The 19,360-nt window shown below is 69.5% G+C and carries 16 protein-coding genes; 1 reads left to right on the top strand and 15 read right to left on the bottom strand.

The genetic code is table 11. The features are described 5' to 3' along the window. Positions 1-68: 68 nt before the first annotated feature. The gene (locus H623_RS19830; RefSeq protein WP_022901339.1) at positions 69-980 is read left to right on the top strand and encodes a helix-turn-helix domain-containing protein; all 912 of its coding nucleotides are present in this window, start codon (positions 69-71) and stop codon (positions 978-980) included. Positions 981-1,073: 93 nt separating this feature from the next. Here H623_RS19830 and H623_RS21205 read toward each other — a convergent pair whose 3' ends face one another. From H623_RS21205 to H623_RS19845, 15 genes are all read right to left on the bottom strand, one after another. Beyond that, positions 1,074-2,417, bottom strand: coding sequence for a hypothetical protein (locus H623_RS21205; RefSeq protein WP_157560976.1), 1,344 nt, complete (start codon positions 2,415-2,417; stop codon positions 1,074-1,076). Between the two features lie 122 nt (positions 2,418-2,539). After that, positions 2,540-6,109: a DEAD/DEAH box helicase gene (locus tag H623_RS0112850; RefSeq protein WP_157560977.1), complete on the bottom strand. Its 3,570-nt coding sequence runs from the start codon at positions 6,107-6,109 to the stop codon at positions 2,540-2,542. A gap of 137 nt (positions 6,110-6,246) precedes the next feature. After that, complete coding sequence (locus H623_RS0112855; protein WP_022901342.1) at positions 6,247-6,699, bottom strand: MarR family winged helix-turn-helix transcriptional regulator; 453 nt, start codon at positions 6,697-6,699, stop codon at positions 6,247-6,249. After that, positions 6,696-7,142, bottom strand: a complete 447-nt coding sequence (locus H623_RS19840) for an SRPBCC family protein (protein WP_022901343.1) — start codon at positions 7,140-7,142, stop codon at positions 6,696-6,698. The genes H623_RS0112855 and H623_RS19840 overlap by 4 nt, the downstream gene beginning before the upstream one ends. 340 nt (positions 7,143-7,482) lie before the next feature. Then, positions 7,483-8,364: an NAD(P)H-hydrate epimerase gene (locus H623_RS0112865; protein ID WP_022901344.1), complete on the bottom strand. Its 882-nt coding sequence runs from the start codon at positions 8,362-8,364 to the stop codon at positions 7,483-7,485. Continuing rightward, positions 8,361-9,677, bottom strand: a complete 1,317-nt coding sequence (locus H623_RS0112870; RefSeq protein ID WP_022901345.1) for a class I SAM-dependent methyltransferase — start codon at positions 9,675-9,677, stop codon at positions 8,361-8,363. The genes H623_RS0112865 and H623_RS0112870 overlap by 4 nt, the downstream gene beginning before the upstream one ends. Before the next feature lie 221 nt (positions 9,678-9,898). Further along, a complete protein-coding gene (locus H623_RS0112875) occupies positions 9,899-11,284 on the bottom strand; it encodes an LLM class flavin-dependent oxidoreductase (RefSeq protein WP_022901346.1) in 1,386 nt (461 codons plus the stop codon). A gap of 154 nt (positions 11,285-11,438) precedes the next feature. Further along, positions 11,439-12,029, bottom strand: a complete 591-nt coding sequence (locus H623_RS0112880) for a dihydrofolate reductase family protein (RefSeq protein ID WP_026940305.1) — start codon at positions 12,027-12,029, stop codon at positions 11,439-11,441. Positions 12,030-12,118: 89 nt separating this feature from the next. After that, positions 12,119-12,961, bottom strand: coding sequence for a helix-turn-helix domain-containing protein (locus tag H623_RS0112885; RefSeq protein ID WP_026940306.1), 843 nt, complete (start codon positions 12,959-12,961; stop codon positions 12,119-12,121). Between the two features lie 212 nt (positions 12,962-13,173). Next, the gene (locus tag H623_RS0112890; RefSeq protein ID WP_022901349.1) at positions 13,174-13,446 is read right to left on the bottom strand and encodes a glutaredoxin family protein; all 273 of its coding nucleotides are present in this window, start codon (positions 13,444-13,446) and stop codon (positions 13,174-13,176) included. A gap of 42 nt (positions 13,447-13,488) precedes the next feature. After that, complete coding sequence (locus H623_RS0112895) at positions 13,489-13,914, bottom strand: heat shock protein transcriptional repressor HspR (protein WP_022901350.1); 426 nt, start codon at positions 13,912-13,914, stop codon at positions 13,489-13,491. 204 nt (positions 13,915-14,118) lie between these two features. Next, positions 14,119-15,120 (bottom strand): DnaJ C-terminal domain-containing protein, encoded by a 1,002-nt coding sequence (locus H623_RS0112900; protein ID WP_022901351.1) that lies wholly within the window; start codon positions 15,118-15,120, stop codon positions 14,119-14,121. A gap of 154 nt (positions 15,121-15,274) precedes the next feature. Beyond that, positions 15,275-15,940 carry a nucleotide exchange factor GrpE gene (locus tag H623_RS0112905; protein ID WP_022901352.1) on the bottom strand — a complete coding sequence of 222 codons (666 nt, stop codon included), beginning with the start codon at positions 15,938-15,940 and terminating at the stop codon, positions 15,275-15,277. Positions 15,941-15,942: 2 nt separating this feature from the next. Next, on the bottom strand, positions 15,943-17,805 hold the full coding sequence (gene dnaK, locus H623_RS0112910) for a molecular chaperone DnaK (protein ID WP_022901353.1): 1,863 nt from the start codon (positions 17,803-17,805) through the stop codon (positions 15,943-15,945). 280 nt (positions 17,806-18,085) lie between these two features. Further along, complete coding sequence (locus H623_RS19845; RefSeq protein WP_022901354.1) at positions 18,086-19,357, bottom strand: alpha/beta hydrolase; 1,272 nt, start codon at positions 19,355-19,357, stop codon at positions 18,086-18,088. Between the last annotated feature and the right edge of the window lie 3 nt (positions 19,358-19,360).

Raw genomic sequence — 19,360 nt, forward strand, 5'->3', positions numbered from 1 at the left:
TTGCGACATCCCCGCACCACTCCCGAAAGCCGGCACCGACACGACGGCGACGGCGACGGCGAAGCACGATGAGGAGCCGAGAGCATGACGGATCCTCTCTGCACTCGCGAGGACACCTCAATCCGGGCGATCCTCGCGTCGCGTTCGACCGCTTCACCCTGGGCGACGAGCTGAGCGACATCGTCCGCCACGTCTGGGTCGTGCGGTGGGAGCTTCCGGACGGAGAGGAACTGACCCAGCGCGTGCTGACCTACCCGGCGTTCAACGCGGTGTTCGAGCCGGTCGCGCAGACGTCGGGCGTCGACGGCGCTCACGACGGGACGACCGCGCGCAGGGGCGCCCGGGCGCGGATGTATCCGCCGTCCGGGTGCGTGGACATCCAGCGCCTGCGCGGCTACGGCTGGGCTGTCGGAGTCCTGTTCCGTCCGTGCGCGGCGCGGGTCCTGCTGGCCGACGTGCCGGGGCCACGCGGTGCGCGCGCCGACACGGTCCTTCCCGCTGCGGGCACGCCGCTCCGTGACGCGCCCGGCGATGACGTCGCCGCGCTGCACGACGCCGGACTGTCCCCGGAGGGCGTGCTCCGCGCCTGGCTGGCACCGTTCGCAGAACACGTGGACGAACGCGACCGTCTCGTCAACGAGGCGTGCCGGATCGCGGGGGAGGACGCATCCGTCGACCGTGCCGGCGAGCTCGCTGCCCGTCTGGCCGTCGCGCCGCGCACCCTGGAACGGCTGACGAAGCACTACCTCGGCCTCAGCCCCAAGTGGTTGATCGAGTGCCGGAGACTACAGCAGGCCGCCACCACCTTGTTCGCCGCACCCGGCACAGACCTGAGCGAGCTCGCCGCCCGGCTCGACTACACCGATTACGCACACTTCTCGCGCCGCTACCGTGCCGTGCTCGGCGAATCACCCGACGCGACGCGACGTGCCGGCGCCGATGCGGCACGCCGGCGCGTGCTTCGGCCACGGGAACGCTGATGCCGGTCGCGGTCTACTGCCGGGTATCGGCTTCGCTTCGAAACCCGTCCTGCCGGCCCCACTCGTCGGGGCCTGCCGCACCCACGGAGAACGCTAACCGAGCAGCGTCGCGCCCTTCGCGTCGAGGAAGTCGATGTGCACATGGTTACAGGTGTCGGCGATCTCCTTGAAGTGCGTCAGGGAGAGACTCGAGCGGCAGCCCTCCTGGCCGACGTTCGCGTCGGACGGCACGACGGCATCCAGAGCCTCGATGAGCTTGATCGAGTTCGCATCGCCGCCGGTGAGCGCCTGGCCGTTGAGCCGGAAGAAGTCGACGGCATGACCTCCGCCGTCGGTGTAGTGCGCGGACGCCGTCCCGGCGCCCTCGATCTGGCCCGTGCAGTGTCGGTTGATGTCGCTGATGCCCACGGTATTGAAGACGGTGAGTGCATAGGCGATGGCCTGCAGCACGCGGTAGTCGACGCCGCAGCCCGGCACGGCCTCGCCCTGGGCCAGGTAACGGATCTCGAAGATGTGGTCGGGCGTGCTGCCGACGAGCCGCCCGGCGCTCACCGCGGCCATCAGCTGCTTCGCCAGCGCCTGCACCTCCGGCGCCACCACCGTGCCGAGCGTGGAGTCGAGCGCGGCCGACGTGGTGTGCGCCGCGTAGTCGTCTTTGTCGATCGTTCCCGCCTGCACGGCGCCCACCGCGAGAGTCTGGGCCCGTCCGTCGGCCGTGGTCACCCACGGCTGCGTGTCGAGCTGGGCATAGGCGGGCACCGCCATCGTCACCATGAGTGCGAACGCGGCCACCATCACGCCGGCCTTCGCGATCAGCCGCGACAGGCCTGACTTGGGCCGGATCTCGCGCGCCGACGTGCGCGGCAGGGATGCCTGCTTCCGCGCCTTCTCGGTGGCGACCCTCGCCGCCGCCCGCACGGCCTTCGTGCGCCGCTTCGATCGCGACGCGGCCGTTTCCGCTGCCCGCTCGTGATCCTCAAGCGTGGCGTCCGGGCCGGGCAGCAGGATCGGCACCGGCGCCGAGTCGGTGATCCGCGCGAGGTCGTCGGGACGCAGCCGCATGCGACCGGTCTGCGTGGAGACCTCCACGGGATCGGCCTGGCGCAGCCGGTCCGGGTCGGCGACACGGCGCGCATCGGTGAGCCGGGCGTCCGCTGCACGCACGTCAGCGACGCGATCGTGCGCCTCGGAGCCACGGAGCAGTCCGGCGAACGGGTCGAGGTCGTCACGCTCGGGCACGGCGATGGATGTCTGCGGTGCCGCCGCAGTCACGTGATCCGACAGCTGCTCGACCGACGGCTGCTCGGATGCCACAGCGCCGGCCTGTGCCTGCTCGAAGGCTCGCCTCTCCCGGCGGCTCTGGAACACCGGTGCGCCCGGTGAATCGGGCGCGTTTGGCCCCTCGGCGGCGCGAGCGGGAGCAAAGGGTTCAGACACAGGGGGCGGAGTCTTCGAAAGGTAGGGGCGTGCGGGGAGGCCTCCGGGCACGGTGTCCCTATGTTATCCAGGCGTTATCTGGATGTCACCCGTACGGGCAGATCCTGTGGACTGCCGCCCGGTCATTCCAGCAGCGAGCGGATGTCATCGGCCGAGAGCGTCGACGAGAACTCGCCATCGTCATCCAGCACGGCATCGAACAGCTCCGCCTTGCCGCGCCCGAGGCGCAACACCTTCTCTTCGATGGTGTTCGCGGCGACCAGCCGGTAGACCATGACCTGCTTGCTCTGGCCGATGCGGTGTGTGCGGTCGATGGCCTGGGCCTCGGCAGCCGGGTTCCACCAGGGATCGAGGAGGAACACATAGTCGGCCTCGGTCAGCGTGAGGCCGAAACCGCCGGCCTTCAGGCTGATCAGGAACACCGGCGCATCCCCCTCACGGAAGCGCTTGATCACCTCTGCGCGGCGCCGCGTCGAGCCGTCCAGGTACTCGTGCGCGATGCCCTCGGCATCCAATCGCTCGACGACCCGCGCGAGATACGACGTGAACTGGCTGAAGACGAGGGCGCGGTGGCCCTCGGCGATCACGTCGCCGAGCTGCTCGATCAGGGCGTCGAGCTTGGACGACGGGATGTCGGCGTTCGCGGAATCGATGAGCGAGGCATCCACCGCGAGCATGCGCAGCAGGGTGATCGACCGGTAGACGATGAAGCGTTGACGGTCCAGGTCGTCGAGCAGGCCGAGAACCTTGCGGCGTTCGCGCTGCAGCCAGGTGTCGTAGAGCTTGCGGTGCTGCGGGTGCAGCGGAATGCTGAGCACCTGCTCCTGCTTCTCGGGCAGCTCCGGTGCCACGATCTGCTTGGTGCGCCGCAGCATGAGCGGGCGGATGCGCCTGCGCAGCCGAGCGAGTCTCGCCACGCCGTGCGCGACATCCGTTCCGTGCACCGGACTGGCGGCCGCTGCGATGGGCTTGACGTACTCCTCCTGGAACCGCCTGCGCGACGGGAACAGACCGGGTGCCACGATCTGGAACATGGCCCACAGCTCGAGCAGGTTGTTCTCCAGCGGAGTGCCCGTCACGGCGAGGCGGAACGGGGCGCTCAGGTCGCGGGCCAGACGGTGAGACTGCGACGCGTGGTTCTTCACGAACTGCGCCTCGTCGAGCACGAGTCCTGCCCAGCGCCGCCGCGCGAACTCCTCGTTGTCGAGCCGGAAGACCGTGTATGTCGTGAGCACGACGTCGGCGTCGGCGATCTCGTCGTCGAACGACGTCTTCTCTTTTCGCCTCGTGGCGGTGATGGATGCCACCCGCAGCCCGGGCGTGAACCTCGCCGCCTCGCTCGCCCAGTTCGCGACCACGGAGGAGGGCGCGACGATGAGGAAGGGTGCCGGCCGACTCCCGGCCTTCCGGGCCGGCTGGCCTGCGGTGGTCGCCGTCCCTTCCGAAGCCTGTGCCGGCTCCCGCGTGTGGGCGATCAGCGCCAGCGTCTGCACCGTCTTGCCGAGGCCCATGTCGTCGGCGAGCACTCCGCCGAGCCCGTGACGCCACAGGAAGACGAGCCAGTCGAACCCGTCGCGCTGGTACGGACGAAGCTCGGCGTTCAGCCCGTGGGGGAGCGGCGTGCGGCTCACGACGCCACGCGATCTCCGCGCCGCGTCGTCCGGCGCCTCGGCGTGTCCGGCATCGCCGCCCGCGCCTTCGCCCTGCGCCGTGAGCGCCAGCAGTCCGGCGACAGTCTCCCGCCACTCGACGGCCGGCCTCGACTGGTCGGCGAGATCCTCGAACTCCGCCCAGAGCGCAGCCTGATACCGGCTGATGCGCGGTCCGGTCTCCCACTCGGCGAGTCCCTCCGCTTCGCCCAGGAGCTCCTTGAGCTTGTCGAAGACGGGCTGCTTCAGCGAGAGATACGAGTGATCGACGAGCAACAGCTTGGTGCGCCCGGTGGCGAGCGCCGTGAACAGCGGCTCGAACGGAATGGTGCGTCCCGCCACCGTGACGAGCACGCCGAGGTCGAACCAGTCGCGCTGGTCGGTCGGCACCGTGGTGACCGTGAGTTCCGGCGTCTCGGTGATCTCGCGGTAGTCGACCCGCTCGCCCTCGACGTCGACGCGCAGCCGAGCTGCCGGCGAGCCGGGCTCGGTCTGCCCGTCTTGTTCGCTCGCCTCGGCCAGTTCTTCGACCGCCGGAAGCACGTTGGCTACCCACTCGGCGGCCTCGATGCCGTGCAGCGTGCGCTCGGCCAGGATGCCCGCAGCCGGGTCATCGACATCCGCTCGCCCGGCGACGACCGCGTCCCCGTCCGCGTCGGCGTGGTCGTTCGGCAGTCGGCTCAAGGCCTTCGCAAGTGCTTCCACTGCGCACGCCTCCGCCACGGGATCCCGTCGCCCTCGATCGGTCGGATGCGGCATCGCGGGCAAGGACGCCGTCGCGCCTCCCGCCGTGTATTCCCAGCGCCAGCGGATGTCCACGGCCTGCTTCGCGCGGAACCCGACGGTCAGCACGAGCACGGGCGGAGCGAGTTCCGGGAGCTCCGTGCCGTCGGCGGCGCGCACCGTGAGGGATCGGGCCAGGGTGGGGTAGACATCCCGGGTGAACTCCGGCACATCGGCGGCCGGCACCGTGATCGGGCCCCGTCGAGCCAGTGCCGCGAAGTCGGCGCCCTGAGCGCCCTCGAGCGGCGCGAGCGTCACGGTCGGACCTCCTTCGCCGGCGCGCCACTCGATGAGCGCCACGCCGTGGTCGCCGATCGGGCGGGCGCCGCGGGCGTCCCGCTCGGTCCCGTCGACCACGAGGGCGGGCGTCAGGGTGATGCTTCCGTCGGGCCGCGTCGCGATCGACGTGGTCAGACTCGCGCCGTCGGCGAGCACGAGGGTGCCGCCCTTGTCACCAGAGACGACGGCGATGCCACGCTCCGGCGCCTGAGCGAGGAGCTGCCACAGGAGCGGACTGGCGTAGGCGTCGAGCGGCATGCGGCTGCCGTCGGTGCCCTGGTAGATTCCGGGCGCCGCGCGCGCGAGGGTCTCGAACTCCACGAACCAGCGGATCTGCTCCGGGTCGAACCCGTATTCGTGACTGCGGTAGTGCAGTGAGCCCCAGCCGAACTTGGCACCGACCCAGCCCCGCTTGCCCGCCGTGCCGATGCGCGCCGTGAGCTGCAGGGTGCCCCGCGACGCGAGGGTGGCCCGCTGCGTCGTCTCGGTCGTGTGCGACCAGCGGCCGCCGCCGCTGGTACGGCGCACGCGCTCGCGGAGTTCGATGAGAAGGGCCAGCGGCACGTTCTGCCTCGTGGATGCCGTCAGCCCGCTCCCCGAGGTCACCGCACCGCCCTGCGCCCCCGCGGTCAGCGCGCGCACCGCGGACCGCCAGCCGTCTTCGGTGGCGGCCGCAGGCATCCGGTGCCGTTCGCCGCACGCGAGCAATGCCGCTGCGATGTGCTTGCACCGCGTGCCGACCGGGCACGTGCAGCTGCTCGCCGTCGGACGGTATGCGCTGCCGGCTCCGGGAACGAGCGTCACCCAGCACTCGTACGGCACCGGATCGGTGTCGGCGACGGTCGCCTCCAGCGTGCCGGTGCGCCACTCGAGTCGGCGGATCGCGGTACGCGCGTAGGGCACGCCGCGCCGCGCCATGACGTCGCCCACGTAATCGCGCACCGCCCCCGGATCGACGCGGGGGAACCAGGGGCCGGGCACCCGGCCATGCTCTCACGGAGGACCGTCAGCCACCGCACCGGACGGGCTTGGCTCCATTGCCCGAGCCGGCGTCCCGCCTCCATTGCTCACGCCGGGCCTGCGGTCGTCAGCCGCCGTGTCGGACAGGACGGGCTACCTCAGCCCATCCCCGCGAGGCCGCGGAGCACGCGCACGAGGGCGGCCGAGTCGAGGGCGCCGAAGAAGCGGGCGTCGGCATCCTCGACCACGCGCACGGCTCGTTTCGCCAGGGCGACGCCGTCGGCCGTCACGGCGACCGACTTCGCGCGGCTGTCGCGTGGGTCGGTCTCACGCGTCACGAGCCCCTTCGCCTGCAGCCGGGCGAAGACCTCGGATGCCATCTTCACGTCCGCTCCGGCCTGCGCCGCCACCTGCGCCTGGTTCGGCAGGTCGCCGTCGTGCCCCAGCCACCACGCACACGCGAGCAGCACGAACTGCACGTGCGTGAGCCCGAGCGGCACGAGCGCCGCCGTGATGGCTCGCTGCCACGCGGCTGTGACCCGCCAGAGCAGGAATCCCGGACTCTCACCAGGGCCACCGGCGAACCGGGTGCCGTCGGTCGGGTCACTCACGCGTTCGCCGACTCGGCGTCGTCGTACGTGTGCCCGACGGCCGCCGCGAACAGCTGCTGCATGGATTCGGGGAAGTCGCCAGCAATCTGCGGCCCCAGCTCCGGCCCGATCTCGTCGGCACCGTCGCCGTCGATCTCAAGACGGTGGGTCACGCGCGTGCCGGTCTCGACCGGCTCGAGAGTGTGCCGGAACCGCAGCACGATGCCGCCGTAGTTCGTCTCGTCGGCGTACGTGCGCCCCTCGACCAGGTCGACGATCTGCGAATCGAACGTCTCTTGACCGGCAGGTGTGACCGAAAGGCGAGTGCCGACCGCGAACGGCCCGTGCAGTACGTACTCGTCGGCGCCCTCGTACGTGACCCGCCCCTCGTGGAGGGCACGGAGAGCGGCCCACACCTCAGCGGGCGGCGCGCTGGTCTCGGCGGTGTATTCGGTGGTCCACATAACGGCATCCCCTTCGATCCGGTGGTCGGCCTGGCCTCGATCCAGCGCCGATCTGGTGTCGATTGATCGCACGGTCGAATGCCCGCACCATTCAATCTGTGCACAGATTATCTCTGCACGTACTTAATCACAAGGGCTCACGGCCACATCTCCTCATCCCTCACTCCTCGCCCGGCAACCGGCGACCGGTGACAGGCGACAGGCGACAGGCGACAGGCGACAGGCGACAGGCGACAGGCGACAGGCGACAGGCAACAGGCAACAGGCCTGCGACCGGCCCACCGTCGCCACGGTAACCCCCAGCGGCTCGGTGCGTCAGAAGCGGCCCACCACCGATGGGTCAACCCTCGACGACGATCAGAGGCTCGACGTCCTCGAGATCCAGCCCGAGCCCGATGTCGACGAGCACGATGCGGCCCGCGAGCGCGGCGGCGGGCTCGCGCAGCAACCCCGCCTTGTGCGCGCCGAACGTCACCGTCACGTCCGCGGGCAGCACGACGCCCTCGCGCGCCTCACCCGTCTCGGCGTCCACGCCGTCCGGAACCGCGCCCGTGTCGGGATCGATGCCGCTCGGCAGGTCGACCGCCACGACGAGCGCGCCCGGGCGCTCGGCCTCCGGGCGCACCGCCACCGCTGCACGCACGGCCGCCACCGCGTCGCGCGCGAGCCCGCGCAACGCGGGGCTCCGGTATGCGCCCGTGCCCAGGATGCCGTCCACCACCACATCGCACCGGCCCGCCTCCGCGACGACGCGCACAAGGACGTCCGCACTCGTGCTGCCCTCGCTGCCGACCACGCGCGCCCCCGCGGCGAGCGCGGCCGCCAGCCCGTCCTCGTGCACGCGCGAGCCGAGCTTCGCGATCGCCACGTCGCATCCGGATGCCGCCAGTTGCGCCACCGCGAAGAGCGCGTCGCCGCCATTGTTGCCGGAGCCCACGAGCACGAGGACGCGCGGCGGCGTACCCGGGTCCGCGCCGGGACGCGCACCGGCAAGTGCGCGAGCACGAGCATCCACACCGGCACGCGATTCCTCGCTGGCGCGCGCACCCCCGCCGGCACGAGCATCCCGGCCGACGCGCGCACCCCCGCCGACACCGGCATCCAGCTCCTGCCGGATCACGTCCGCGAGTCCCGCCGCCGCCCGCGCCATGAGCGGTTCACCCGCCCGCAGGTGCGGTTCCTCGGCCGCGCGGATCTGCTCCGCCGAATACCCCCGGATCACGCCGGCGACGATACGCCGCCCCTCACCGACGCGGTGATGGTGAACTTCGCGTTCCGGTCGATCTGACGCGTGGGCCCGACGAAGCGGCGCAGCGACGGCCGGTAGTCGAGGTGCGAGTTGTACACGGTCCAGAGTTCGCCGCCCGGAGCGAGCATGCGGGCGGCGGCGGCCACGAGCATCCGCCCGATGCGCAGGTCGAGCGCGGCGCCGTTATGGAACGGCGGGTTGAGCAGCACGACGTCGGCCGAGCCGGTCGGGATGCCCTCTCCCGCGTCTTCCCGGCGCACCTGCACGCGGTCGGCGACGCCGTTCGCATCGGCGGTCGCCCTCGCGGATGCCGCGGCCGCCGCCGACTGATCCGTCGCGATAACCTGCGCGTGCGGATGCCGCAGCGCGAACGTGGCCGCAAGCGCGCCGGTGCCGCACACGAGATCGACGACGATGAGCGGATCGCGGGCCGGCCCCGTTTCGTCGATCTCGTCGAGGTGCGAGAGAAGGAACCGGGTGCCGATGTCGATGCGGGTTCCGGCGAACGCTCCGCCGTGCGCGCACACCCACAGGCCCGGCGCGATGTCACCGTGGAACTCGCGGCGCGGCCACGCCGGCTCGAGTGAACTCCCGCCGCCGCCGCGTTCCGATTCGGACGGATCCGCCCCGTCCACTGGCAACTCTTGTCCGATTCGGGCCAGAGTGCGGGCGGGCACGGGCGCAGTGCGCGCCGCCGTCCGCGCCCCGCGCACCGTGAGCACCCGCGCCTTCTGGCGTCCATGCCCCACGTCGACGCGCTCGAAGTAGCGGCCGAGCACGTCGTTCATCGCCACTGTCATGTGCTTCTGCATGCCGCCGGCCACGATGACGACCTCCGGATGCGCAGCGGACGCGAGGATGCCCGCGATCTCGTCGAGCGCATCCAGACTCTTCGGCAGGCGCAGCAGGATCACCCGCGCACCGGCGGCGAGATCCCCGTCGAGCCCACAGGAGCGATAGGCGTCGGAGAGCACGAAACGCTGCGCGTTCTCGGCGAGCGCGCGCTCGGCCACGATCGTGTCCTGATGCACGCGGATGCGCGCTCCCGCGCTCTCGCACGCCTCCGTCGTCGACGTCGTCAACGCTGTCGCCGCCAACGCCAGTGCGCCGTACGCGTCGCCGACGACGACCACATCCCGCGGCGTCAGACCGACCAGGAGCGGAGCCGCGGTGTCGAGGATGAGGCGGTCAGCGGCATCCGATGCGAACAGGTTCGGGGCCTCGACATCGGGTCGTCTGCTGAGGCGCGCCCAGTCGAACTCGCGCGAAGGGACGGGCTCGGCCATCCGTCCAGCCTACTTTCGGCGGCCTCGAGGGGATGCCCGAGGAGACGGGCGGAAGCGGGTATGCGTTCAGGACTCGCTGCGCAAAATACGCATTTTGCACAGCGAGCCTTGCGGACTCTCCTTGGACGCCGACCGCGCCGCCTTCGTCGCCGTCGTCGCGGCTGCAGAGATCGCCCTGCACATCCCGTACACGGCAGGAATCGTGCTCATCGCCTTGCGCGTCAGGCCCCTGGCTCGAACTTCCCCACGCGGTACCGCGCACCGCGGTGGTCGTCCGGGAGCTTGTCGCCCGTTCCCTGAAGCTTGTTGCGCAGCGTGCCCTCGGCATACTCCGTGGGGTACGCGCCACGCTCCTGCAACACGGGGACCACGTGCTCCACGATGTCCTCGAAGGTGCCGGGGGCCACGACGTAGGCGAGGTTGAAACCGTCGACGTCGGTCTCCTCCACCCACTGCTGCAGCGTGTCGGCGATGGTCTCGCCCGACCCCACCGCGAACGGCCCGAGGCCGCCGATGGCGCTGTGCCGCGCGATGTCGCCGACGGTCCACTCGCGGCCGTCGCTGTTGTTCTCCTGGAAGCTCGCGACCACCGACTGGATGGCGTTCGACTTCACGTTGCCGATCGGCTCGTCGAGCGCGTACTGCGACAGGTCGATGCCCATCCAGCCGCTCATGAACACGAGCGCGCCCTCCTCGCTGGCGTAGCTGAGATACTCCTCGTACTTCGCCTGCGCCTTCTCATCCGTCTCGTCGGTGATGAGCGTGAGCAGGGTGTAGATCTTCGCGGCGTAACGGTCGCGACCGGCGGCTTCGAGGGCATCCCGGATCTTCGTGACGGTGGATGCCACGACCTCCTTGGTCGGGCCGGCGATGAAGATCGCCTCCGCGTTCTCCGCCGCGAACTTCACTCCGCGCGAGGATGCCCCGGCCTGGTAGATCACCGGCGTGCGCTGCGGCGACGGCTCGGCGATGTGGATGCCCGGCACGCTGAAGTGCTTGCCCTTGTGGCCGATCTCGTGCACCTTCGCGGGATCCGTGAAGACACCGCTCTCGACATCCTTGACGACGGCGTCGTCTTCCCACGAGCCTTCCCACAGCTTGTAGAGCACCTCGAGGTACTCGTCGGCGTAGTCGTAGCGGTCGTCGTGCTCCATCTGGTCTTCGGCGCCCATGTTGCGGGCGGCCGACGGCAGATAGCCGGTGACCACGTTCCAGCCGATGCGGCCCTTGGTGAGGTGGTCGAGCGTCGACATGCGGCGCGCGAACGGGTACGGATGCTCGTACGCCGTTCCCGCCGTCACGCCGAACCCGAGATTCTCTGTCACGTAGGCCATGGCCGGGATGACCAGCAGCGGATCGTTCACGGGCACCTGCGCGCCGTTGCGGATCGCCGCCTCGTTGCTGCCACCGTAGACGTCGTAGGTGCCGAGCACGTCGGCGATGAAGATGCCGTCGAAGCGACCGCGCTCCAGCAGCTTCGCGAGCTCGGTCCAGTACTCGAGGCTCTTGTACTCGTCCGCTCTGTCAGCCGGATGCTTCCACAAACCGGATGTCTGGTGGGCGACACAGTTCATGTCGAAGGCGTTGAAGCGGATCTGTCGTGGCATCCCACCATGCTCGCCGAGCCCCTGGATGCCACTGGTCACGCTCGCAACATTGCGTCACATTCGCGCGTCGGACGAGCCTGGCGCGCTATTTCATCACTCGGATCGTCGAGGCGTGGCGCCCCAAGTTCGCGCGATCCGCCGCATCCGGCCTGCATCAGGACGCGGTCCGACCTCGGGAACGGGAGATCACCCGATACGCAAGATGCACCGCGTTGCGCGAGGGCTCGACGCTCAACTGCTCGAGCGTGACGGCCTCCTCGAGATGGTCGATGTAACGCACGCCGCCGCCGAGCAGCACGGGCATGAGCTGCACATTGATCTGGTCCACGAGGCCGAGCTGAAGCGCCTGGCGACCGATCGACGCCCCACCACCGATGGCCACGTCTTTGTCTCCGGCGACGGCGCGCGCGGCATCGATGGCACGCTCGACACCGTCCACGAAGGTGAACGGGGAGGCTTCGTCGGTCCACTCCGCCACGGGATGGTGCGTGACGACGAAACAGGGAAGATCGCCAGGGGGCCGACCGTGCCATGCCTCCGAGACATCGAACATCCTCCGGCCCACGATGTGCGCGCCGAGGCTTTCGAAGCCCTCCGTGAGCACACGCTGATCGACGTCGTCCGGCGCCGAGGCCCAGCTGTGCAGTGCGTTGCCGCCACGCCCCAGCGCGTTGCCCACGCCGTCGCCCGGCCCGGCGACGAACCCATCGAGCGAAACTGAAATCGCGTACACGACCTTCGTCATGGCATCCCCTTCGATAGCACCGATCTTCGACCGATCGGATTGGTCGAAGACGAGTCTTCTCTGGCCGCGGGCTGTCGTCTTGGAGAAAATCACGCCGACGGCATCGGCCCTCTGTGCGGTGGATACCCGGGTTCGGCCGGGAATCGGCGGCGCAGCGCCAGATAGTCCGTGGGAGTCCGACCCGTGAAGTCCTTGAACTCGTTGACCAGATGCGGCTGGTCGAAGTACCCCGTCGTCTGCGCGAGTTCCGCCCACCCGACCGGCCTCGCGGCATCCACCGAGAGGATCACCCGAGCGAACCGGTAGATGCGCCCGAGGCGCTTCGGTGTCATTCCCACATGGGCCGTGAACAGCCCCGCCAGGCGGTTGCCGCTGATCCCCGCATGATCGGCCAGCGCGGCGACCGGCACGGCGCCCCACGACTCTTCCAGGTGGCCCGCAGCACGACGGACGAGGTCGAGGCCGTTCAGAGATGCCACGTCGAGCCGGTCACGGAGCTCGCCCTCGACGAGCCGTAGCGCGGCCTCGGTGGAGGATGCCCCGATGAGCCGGCGTCGGATGCGGTCGAACGAGCCCTCCCACACCGCATCGAGCGGAACCCAGCGGTCCCGCAGGTCGCTCAGCGGCACACTGATGAACGGTGCGACTCCCCACGGCTTGAAGTGCACCCCGACCACCCGCACGGAGCTCTCGTATTCGACGACCAGACGCCTTTTCCACATGCCCAAAAACCAACCGTCCGTGAAGACGGCGGGGTGAACGGAAGGATCGGAATCGCGCAGGTGAACGGGATCACCGAGATTGATCATGAGATGCGCGGACGGCATCGGCGGAACGATCAACCGCTGGTGCTCCGGCACACCGGAGAGCACGTAGATGTCATCCACGAATTGGTCGAGGGGTGGCGGCGGCGTTCTGCCGACATACCGCATGACCACAGTCTCTGCTCCCGAGGTGCGGCGCGTCTAGCAACGCGTCCACACACCGCGTCTGTGCAAGGGCTTTGCGCAACGCGTCGGCGCCACGGGTCCACACAATCCGTCCACGCACCGCGGCTCGCGCGCCGCCCACGCCGCGTCGACGGAAGGCGCAGCCGCGTGAGCGATCTGCCGCGAGCGCTCGCGCCGTGCCGCCCCGACTCGCGCTACGCGTTCAGCGCGTCGAGCTTGCCCTGCAACTCCGCGTCGGTCGGCTCCACGAAGTGGGTGCCGTCGGGGAACACGATGACCGGGATGTTCGTGCGCCCGCTGATCGCGTGCGCCACGTCAGCCTTCTCCGGGCTCGCCTCGAGGTCGATGTACTCGTAGTCGGCGCCTCCCTTGTCGAGCAGCGCCTTCGAACGGCGGCAGTCGTGGCACCAGGCGGCGCCGTACATGGTGACGCGGTCGACGGGGGCTTCGGTGAGGTTCTCGGGCATGGCTCCAGGGTACGCGGCCGGGCGGGTGCGCAAGCGGGGGGGCTACCGGTCCAGCGGACGCCACACCACCAGCTGGTTGCTGCGGCGCACCCGGGTGCCGGCGCGCAGCGTGACGACCTCGCCCTCGGAGCCGGCCGCGAAAACGCGCCGCCCCGGCCGATTGAGCAGTTCGTCGGCCAGCGTCGACTCCAACTCGCGCACCCGCGCGTGGAGCCGGTTCACCTGGTTCTCCAGCTCGAGAATGCGTCGGATGCCCTCCAGGCTCACGCCCTCACCGCCCAGCCGGGCGATCTCCCGCAGCTGAGCGACGTCGCGCATCGAGTACCGACGCGACCTCCCGGCGGTGCGGCGCGGACTCACCAGCCCGAGCCTGTCGTACTGGCGCAGCGTCTGGGGGTGCATGCCGGCCAGCTCGGCGGCGGCAGCGATCGCGAAGACGGGAGTCGTCTCATCCAATTCGACGTTCATCACCGTTCACCTCGCATCCTTCAGTCTCGACTCTCGGCGCGGTGCAGGCGCTTCGACTCGCTGCGCTCAGCAGGCACCGTCACGACGGCGCCCGCGCTTCGGCTCCCTTCGGCCCCGGTAGACGCCGACACGGCCGTCCGTCGGCGCGCTTCGACTCGCTGCGCTCGCTCAGCGAGCACAGGGGCCAGCGCTGCCGCGGGCGTGTCACCGCGCCGCAGCCCTCGCCTTCGCGAGCAGATCGTCGCGGGGGTTCTCGTCGGGCAGCGTCTTTTCGAAGGCCTCGAGCGCCTCTTCGCCCTCTTTACTCACGTGCGACGGCACGACCACCTGCACGATGGCCAGCAGGTCGCCCGTGCCCTTCTTCGTGTTGACGCCGCGACCCTTCACGCGCAGCACGCGTCCGCTGGGTGTACCGGGCGCCACCTTGAGACGCACCGTCTCGCCACCCAGCGTCGGCACCTCGATGGTGGCGCCGAGCGTCGCCTCGGCGAACGTGACAGGCACGGTGACGCGCAGGTTGAGACCGTCGCGTTCGAACACCGGATGCTTGCGCACCGTCACCGTGAGATAGAGGTCGCCGCGTTCGCCGCCGTCGGGCGACGGACGGCCCTTGCGCGGCACGCGGATGCGCTGCTTGTCGGCCACCCCGGCCGGGATGCGCACCTTGACGGTCTCGCCGTCCACGGTGAGGTGCACGGTCTCGCCGGTGACCGCCGTGTTGAAGTCGATGGTGGTGGATGCCGACACGTCCTGCCCCGACGTCGGCCCGCCGTAGCCGCGGTACCCGCCGGTGGTCTGCCCGAAACGTCCGCTGCCGAAGAGGCCGCCGAGCAGATCGTCGTAGTCGCCGCCGCCGCTCTGGCGGAACGTGTACGACTGACCTCCGCCGCCCTGGTTGAACATGCCGCCGAAGACATCCTCGAAGCCGCCGGCCCCGGCACCTCCGCCGGGCGCGGTGAATCGGGCCCCCGAGCCCATGGCCCGCACCTGGTCGTACTCTTTGCGCTGCTCGTCGTCGGACAGCACGGAGTAGGCCTCGCTGATCTCCTTGAACTTCGCCTCGGCCTTCGCATCACCGGGGTTGGAGTCCGGATGGTACTTGCGGGCGAGCTTGCGGTAGGTCTTCTTCAGGTCGGTCTGCGAGACGTCTTTGGAGACGCCGAGCACCTTGTAGAAGTCCTTGTCGAACCAGTCTTGACTGGCCACCCGGCACCTCCTTTCTTGGTTTCTGTTGTCTGTGTTGAATTGTGCCGACGAGGCCGGCCCTTCGGCTCGCCCACGGCTCGCTCAGGGAGCTCGGACCGAGGTCCCTGAGCGAACGAGGCGAGGCGAGGCGAAGGGCGAGCCTCTGGCGAGGTTGCTACGCGGGAACCGCGACGACCACCTTGGCCGCACGCACGAGCGTGGATCCGAGCGTGTAGCCCACCTCCACGACGTCGACGATGGTCGGCTCGGTCGCGTCGGCGGACGGCTGCTGGAAGATCGCCTCGTGCACAGTGGGGTCGAAGACCTCGCCGGCGACCGCGAACGGCTTGAGCCCGAGCTTCTCGGCGGCGCCGCGGAGCTTGCCGGCGATCGTCGTGAACGCGGATTCGCCCTCGAGGTCGCCGTGCTTCTCGGCACGGTCCAGGTCGTCGAGCACCGGCAGGATCGCCCTGGCCGTATCGGCCACCGCGCGCTCCCGCTCCACCTCACGACCCGCCTCGGTGCGCTTGCGGTAGTTCGCGTACTCCGCGGTCACCCGCTGCAGATCGGCGAGCCGCTCGGCAGCGAGCTCCTCCGCGTTCGACTGGCCCGAGAGGAAGGCGAGGTCTGCGTCGGAAAGTGAGGTCTCGACATCCGGCCCCTCATAGCCCTCGCCGGTGTCGACCACCTGCTCGTGCTCGAGACGCTCGGACTCGGGGGCGGAGCCGTTCGACTCCGCCCCGTCCTGCGGCCGACGAACCTCGCCCGTCTCAGGGTCGATGCGTCGCTTGTCGCGGACGATCGGCTCCTCGTTCTCGTTCGATTCGTCGTTCTTCGCCATGATTACTTCTTCTCATCCTCGTCGTCGACGACCTCGGCATCGACCACGTCATCGTCGGAGGACGACGACTCGGACTGGCCGGACTCCTCCGCCTGCGGCCCGGAGCCTTCCGCCTGAGCGGACTGGTAGATCGCCTCACCCAGCTTCTGCTGGCTGGCGTTCAGCTTGTCGAACGCGGTCTTCACGGCCTCGTCGTCCTCACCGGCCAGCGCGGACTTCAACGCGTCGACATCGCCCTGCACGTCGTCCTTCACGTCGGACGGCAGCTTGTCTTCGTTGTCCTTGATGAGCTTCTCGATCGAGTAGACCAGCTGCTCGGCGCTGTTGCGGGTCTCGGCGCTCTCGCGACGACGCTTGTCGTCGGCGGCGTGCTCCTCGGCCTCGCGCACCATGCGCTCGATGTCGTCCTTCGGCAGGCTCGAGCCGCCCGTGATCGTCATCGACTGCTCCTTGCCCGTGCCCTTGTCCTTGGCGGACACGTGCACGATGCCGTTCGCGTCGATGTCGAAGGTGACCTCCACCTGCGGGATGCCGCGCGGCGCCGGCGCGATGCCGGTCAGCTCGAACGTGCCCAGCGGCTTGTTGTCGCGGGTGAACTCGCGCTCGCCCTGGAACACCTGGATCGCCACGGACGGCTGGTTGTCGTCGGCCGTGGTGAACGTCTCGCTGCGCTTGGTCGGGATGGCCGTGTTGCGCTCGATGAGCTTGGTCATGATGCCGCCCTTGGTCTCGATGCCGAGGCTCAGCGGGGTGACGTCGATGAGGAGGACGTCCTTGCGCTCGCCCTTCAGCACACCTGCCTGCAGAGCGGCGCCGACGGCCACGACCTCATCGGGGTTGACGCCCTTGTTCGGGTCCTTGCCACCGGTCTCCTGCTTCACCAGGTCGGAAACGGCCGGCATACGGGTCGAACCGCCGACCAGCACGACGTGCGAGATGTCGCCGACCTTGATGCCGGCTTCTTTGATGACGTCCTGGAACGGCTTCTTGGTGCGGTCGAGCAGGTCGGAGGTCATCTGCTCGAACTGGGCGCGCGTGAGCGTCTCGTCGAGGTTCGCCGGCCCGTTCTCGGTCAGCGACAGGTACGGCAGCTGGATGCTCGTCGACATGGAGCTCGAGAGCTCCTTCTTCGCCTGCTCCGCGGCCTCCTTGAGCCGCTGCAGCGCGATCTTGTCCTTCGAGACATCCACGCCGGTCGAGTCCTTGAACTTCTTGATCAGCCAGTCGACGACGCGCTGGTCCCAGTCGTCGCCGCCGAGGCGGTTGTCGCCGGCCGTGGCGCGCACCTGAATGGTGGAGAAGTCGTCGTCCTTGCCCACTTCGAGCAGCGAGACGTCGAACGTTCCGCCACCGAGGTCGAAGACCAGGATGAGCTCGTCTTCCTTGCCCTTGTCGAGTCCGTACGCGAGTGCGGCCGCGGTGGGCTCGTTGATGATGCGCAGCACGTTGAGGCCGGCGATCTCACCCGCCTCCTTCGTGGCCTGGCGCTCGGCGTCGTTGAAGTACGCCGGAACGGTGATGACGGCATCCGTCACCGTGTCACCGAGGTACTGCTCCGCGTCCCGCTTCAGCTTCTGCAGGATGCGCGCGGAGATCTCCTGCGCGGTGTACTTCTTACCGTCGATCTCCTGCGACCAGTCGGTGCCCATGTGGCGCTTGACCGACGAGATGGTGCGGTCGACGTTGGTGACGGCCTGGCGCTTCGCGGTCTCGCCGACGAGCACCTCGCCGTCCTTGGTGAACGCCACCACCGACGGGGTGGTGCGGAATCCCTCCGCGTTGGCGATGACGACGGGCTCGCCGCCCTCGAGCACGGAGACGACGGAGTTGGTCGTTCCGAGGTCGATACCTACTGCACGTGACATGTGTGTGTTTCCCTTCCTTGGGCGCATGGCGCCCTGTTGGCCCGACGCCTTCTGCGTCCGCGGCCGAAGCCAGTGGAGCGAGGCTCCCACCGGCCGACCGGTCGAGACCGGTCACGCCGAGACTTGAGTCTCGCAGACTCAACTTATGTCAGTGCCGGATGCCATGTCAAGCTCGGTCCCGAAAAGTTGAGCGTACTCATATCAACTTTGTAGGCGTCCGCTCTATTCCCGTCGGACGGCCCTGCCCATCCGGGTTCGCCTCGGTGCTCCGTCGGGGCGGTCAGCGCAGCTGCCGTGTCGGATGCCGGGTCGTCGCGGTGGCGGTGTTGTAGAGCGACTCGGTGCCGGCATCCAGGTACCCGTACATGGTCAGGTGCTCCGCGAACTTCTTCTCCAGTTCGTCCAGGTCGGTGAACCTCGCGTACGCGGACGACGTCGGGTCGTCGTTCCACGCCGAGTGCCGAATAGGCTCGTGATTCGTCACCGGGAGCTTCGTGCCGTGCGCCTCGACGCCGATGACCGTCGCGCCGAACGACGGCGAGCGCGGATCCTGGCGCGTCACGCGTCCCCATTGGGCCTGGGTATCGCGCTCGGCCTCACCCGCGTAGGCCTGCTCGACGTGGAGAGCGCGCACGTCTTTGATGTCCTCTTCGATGCCGGCAGAGCCGAGCATCACGAAAGCGAAGACGCCGAGCCGCCGGGCCGAGGCGAGCGCGTTCGCGGCTGTCGTCGTGCCATAGGAGTGCGCCACGACGCTGAGGTCGACGTCGCGCGCGCCCTCTCGGCTGGAGCGGAACCCGCGCAGCGCAGCCACCAACCGGGGCGCACCGATGGCGGCGTACCCGCCGAGCGCCGCATCCACGCCGGGCGGTGGCGCCACGTAGCCGATCCAGGCGACGACGGCGCGGCGCGATGGCGCGCCCGCCCTGCCCTGCTCGTCATACAGGTTCTGCGCGGCCTGCGCCCAGAGCTGCATGTCGTCGGCGTACGTCCCCATACCGGGCACGTTGTAGACGACCTGCTCCGCGGTGTCGAGGTTCCCGATCGCGACGGCCGCGCGCGGTCGAGCTTCGGGCGTGAGCTCGGTCAGATAACGCCGTGGCTCGTACCGACGCGCGATGGATGCCTTCACCGCCTTCAGCGCGCGGAGCCGGAACGCCGCGGCCTCGCTGCCGGGCTTCGCCGTCACGCGCTTCTGCGCCGTGACCAACGCATGTCGCAGGTAGAGGCGGTTGGCACGGTCCCGGGAGGCGTAATCGACGCCGTCGAGGTTGCCGATGAGATCCGGCGCGTTCCGGATCGCCCGCCGTCGCTCCTTCGGGGTGGCCTTGTCCCACAGCTCGTCGACGTATCCGCTGTCGGAGTTCGCCAGGTCGATGACGACCTCGGGATGCTTCTCCAGGTATTTCTGCGCCCGCTGCGGCGGCATGCTCCACAGCTTCTCGAGCCCGTCGTCGACGGCCTGCCTGCCTGCAGGTGGCGCGATGAAGACGGCCGTCACCGCGACGACGACCATGGCCGCCAGGCCGATCGAACGCCCCCAGCCGATCACCGT

Origin of the sequence: Humibacter albus DSM 18994 (genome assembly GCF_000421825.1) — a bacterium.
GTDB classification, from domain to species: Bacteria; Actinomycetota; Actinomycetes; order Actinomycetales; family Microbacteriaceae; genus Humibacter; species Humibacter albus.

Coding starts and splice junctions, on each gene's coding strand:
- H623_RS19840 (WP_022901343.1), bottom strand. CDS start 7,142: ATGTGGACCACCGAATACACCGCCGAGACCAGCGCGCCGCCCGCTGAG.
- H623_RS0112895 (WP_022901350.1), bottom strand. CDS start 13,914: ATGAACGTCGAATTGGATGAGACGACTCCCGTCTTCGCGATCGCTGCC.
- H623_RS0112890 (WP_022901349.1), bottom strand. CDS start 13,446: ATGCCCGAGAACCTCACCGAAGCCCCCGTCGACCGCGTCACCATGTAC.
- H623_RS0112870 (WP_022901345.1), bottom strand. CDS start 9,677: ATGGCCGAGCCCGTCCCTTCGCGCGAGTTCGACTGGGCGCGCCTCAGC.
- H623_RS0112880 (WP_026940305.1), bottom strand. CDS start 12,029: ATGACGAAGGTCGTGTACGCGATTTCAGTTTCGCTCGATGGGTTCGTC.
- H623_RS0112885 (WP_026940306.1), bottom strand. CDS start 12,961: ATGCGGTATGTCGGCAGAACGCCGCCGCCACCCCTCGACCAATTCGTG.
- H623_RS0112875 (WP_022901346.1), bottom strand. CDS start 11,284: ATGCCACGACAGATCCGCTTCAACGCCTTCGACATGAACTGTGTCGCC.
- H623_RS19830 (WP_022901339.1), top strand. CDS start 69: ATGAGGAGCCGAGAGCATGACGGATCCTCTCTGCACTCGCGAGGACAC.
- dnaK (WP_022901353.1), bottom strand. CDS start 17,805: ATGTCACGTGCAGTAGGTATCGACCTCGGAACGACCAACTCCGTCGTC.
- H623_RS0112905 (WP_022901352.1), bottom strand. CDS start 15,940: ATGGCGAAGAACGACGAATCGAACGAGAACGAGGAGCCGATCGTCCGC.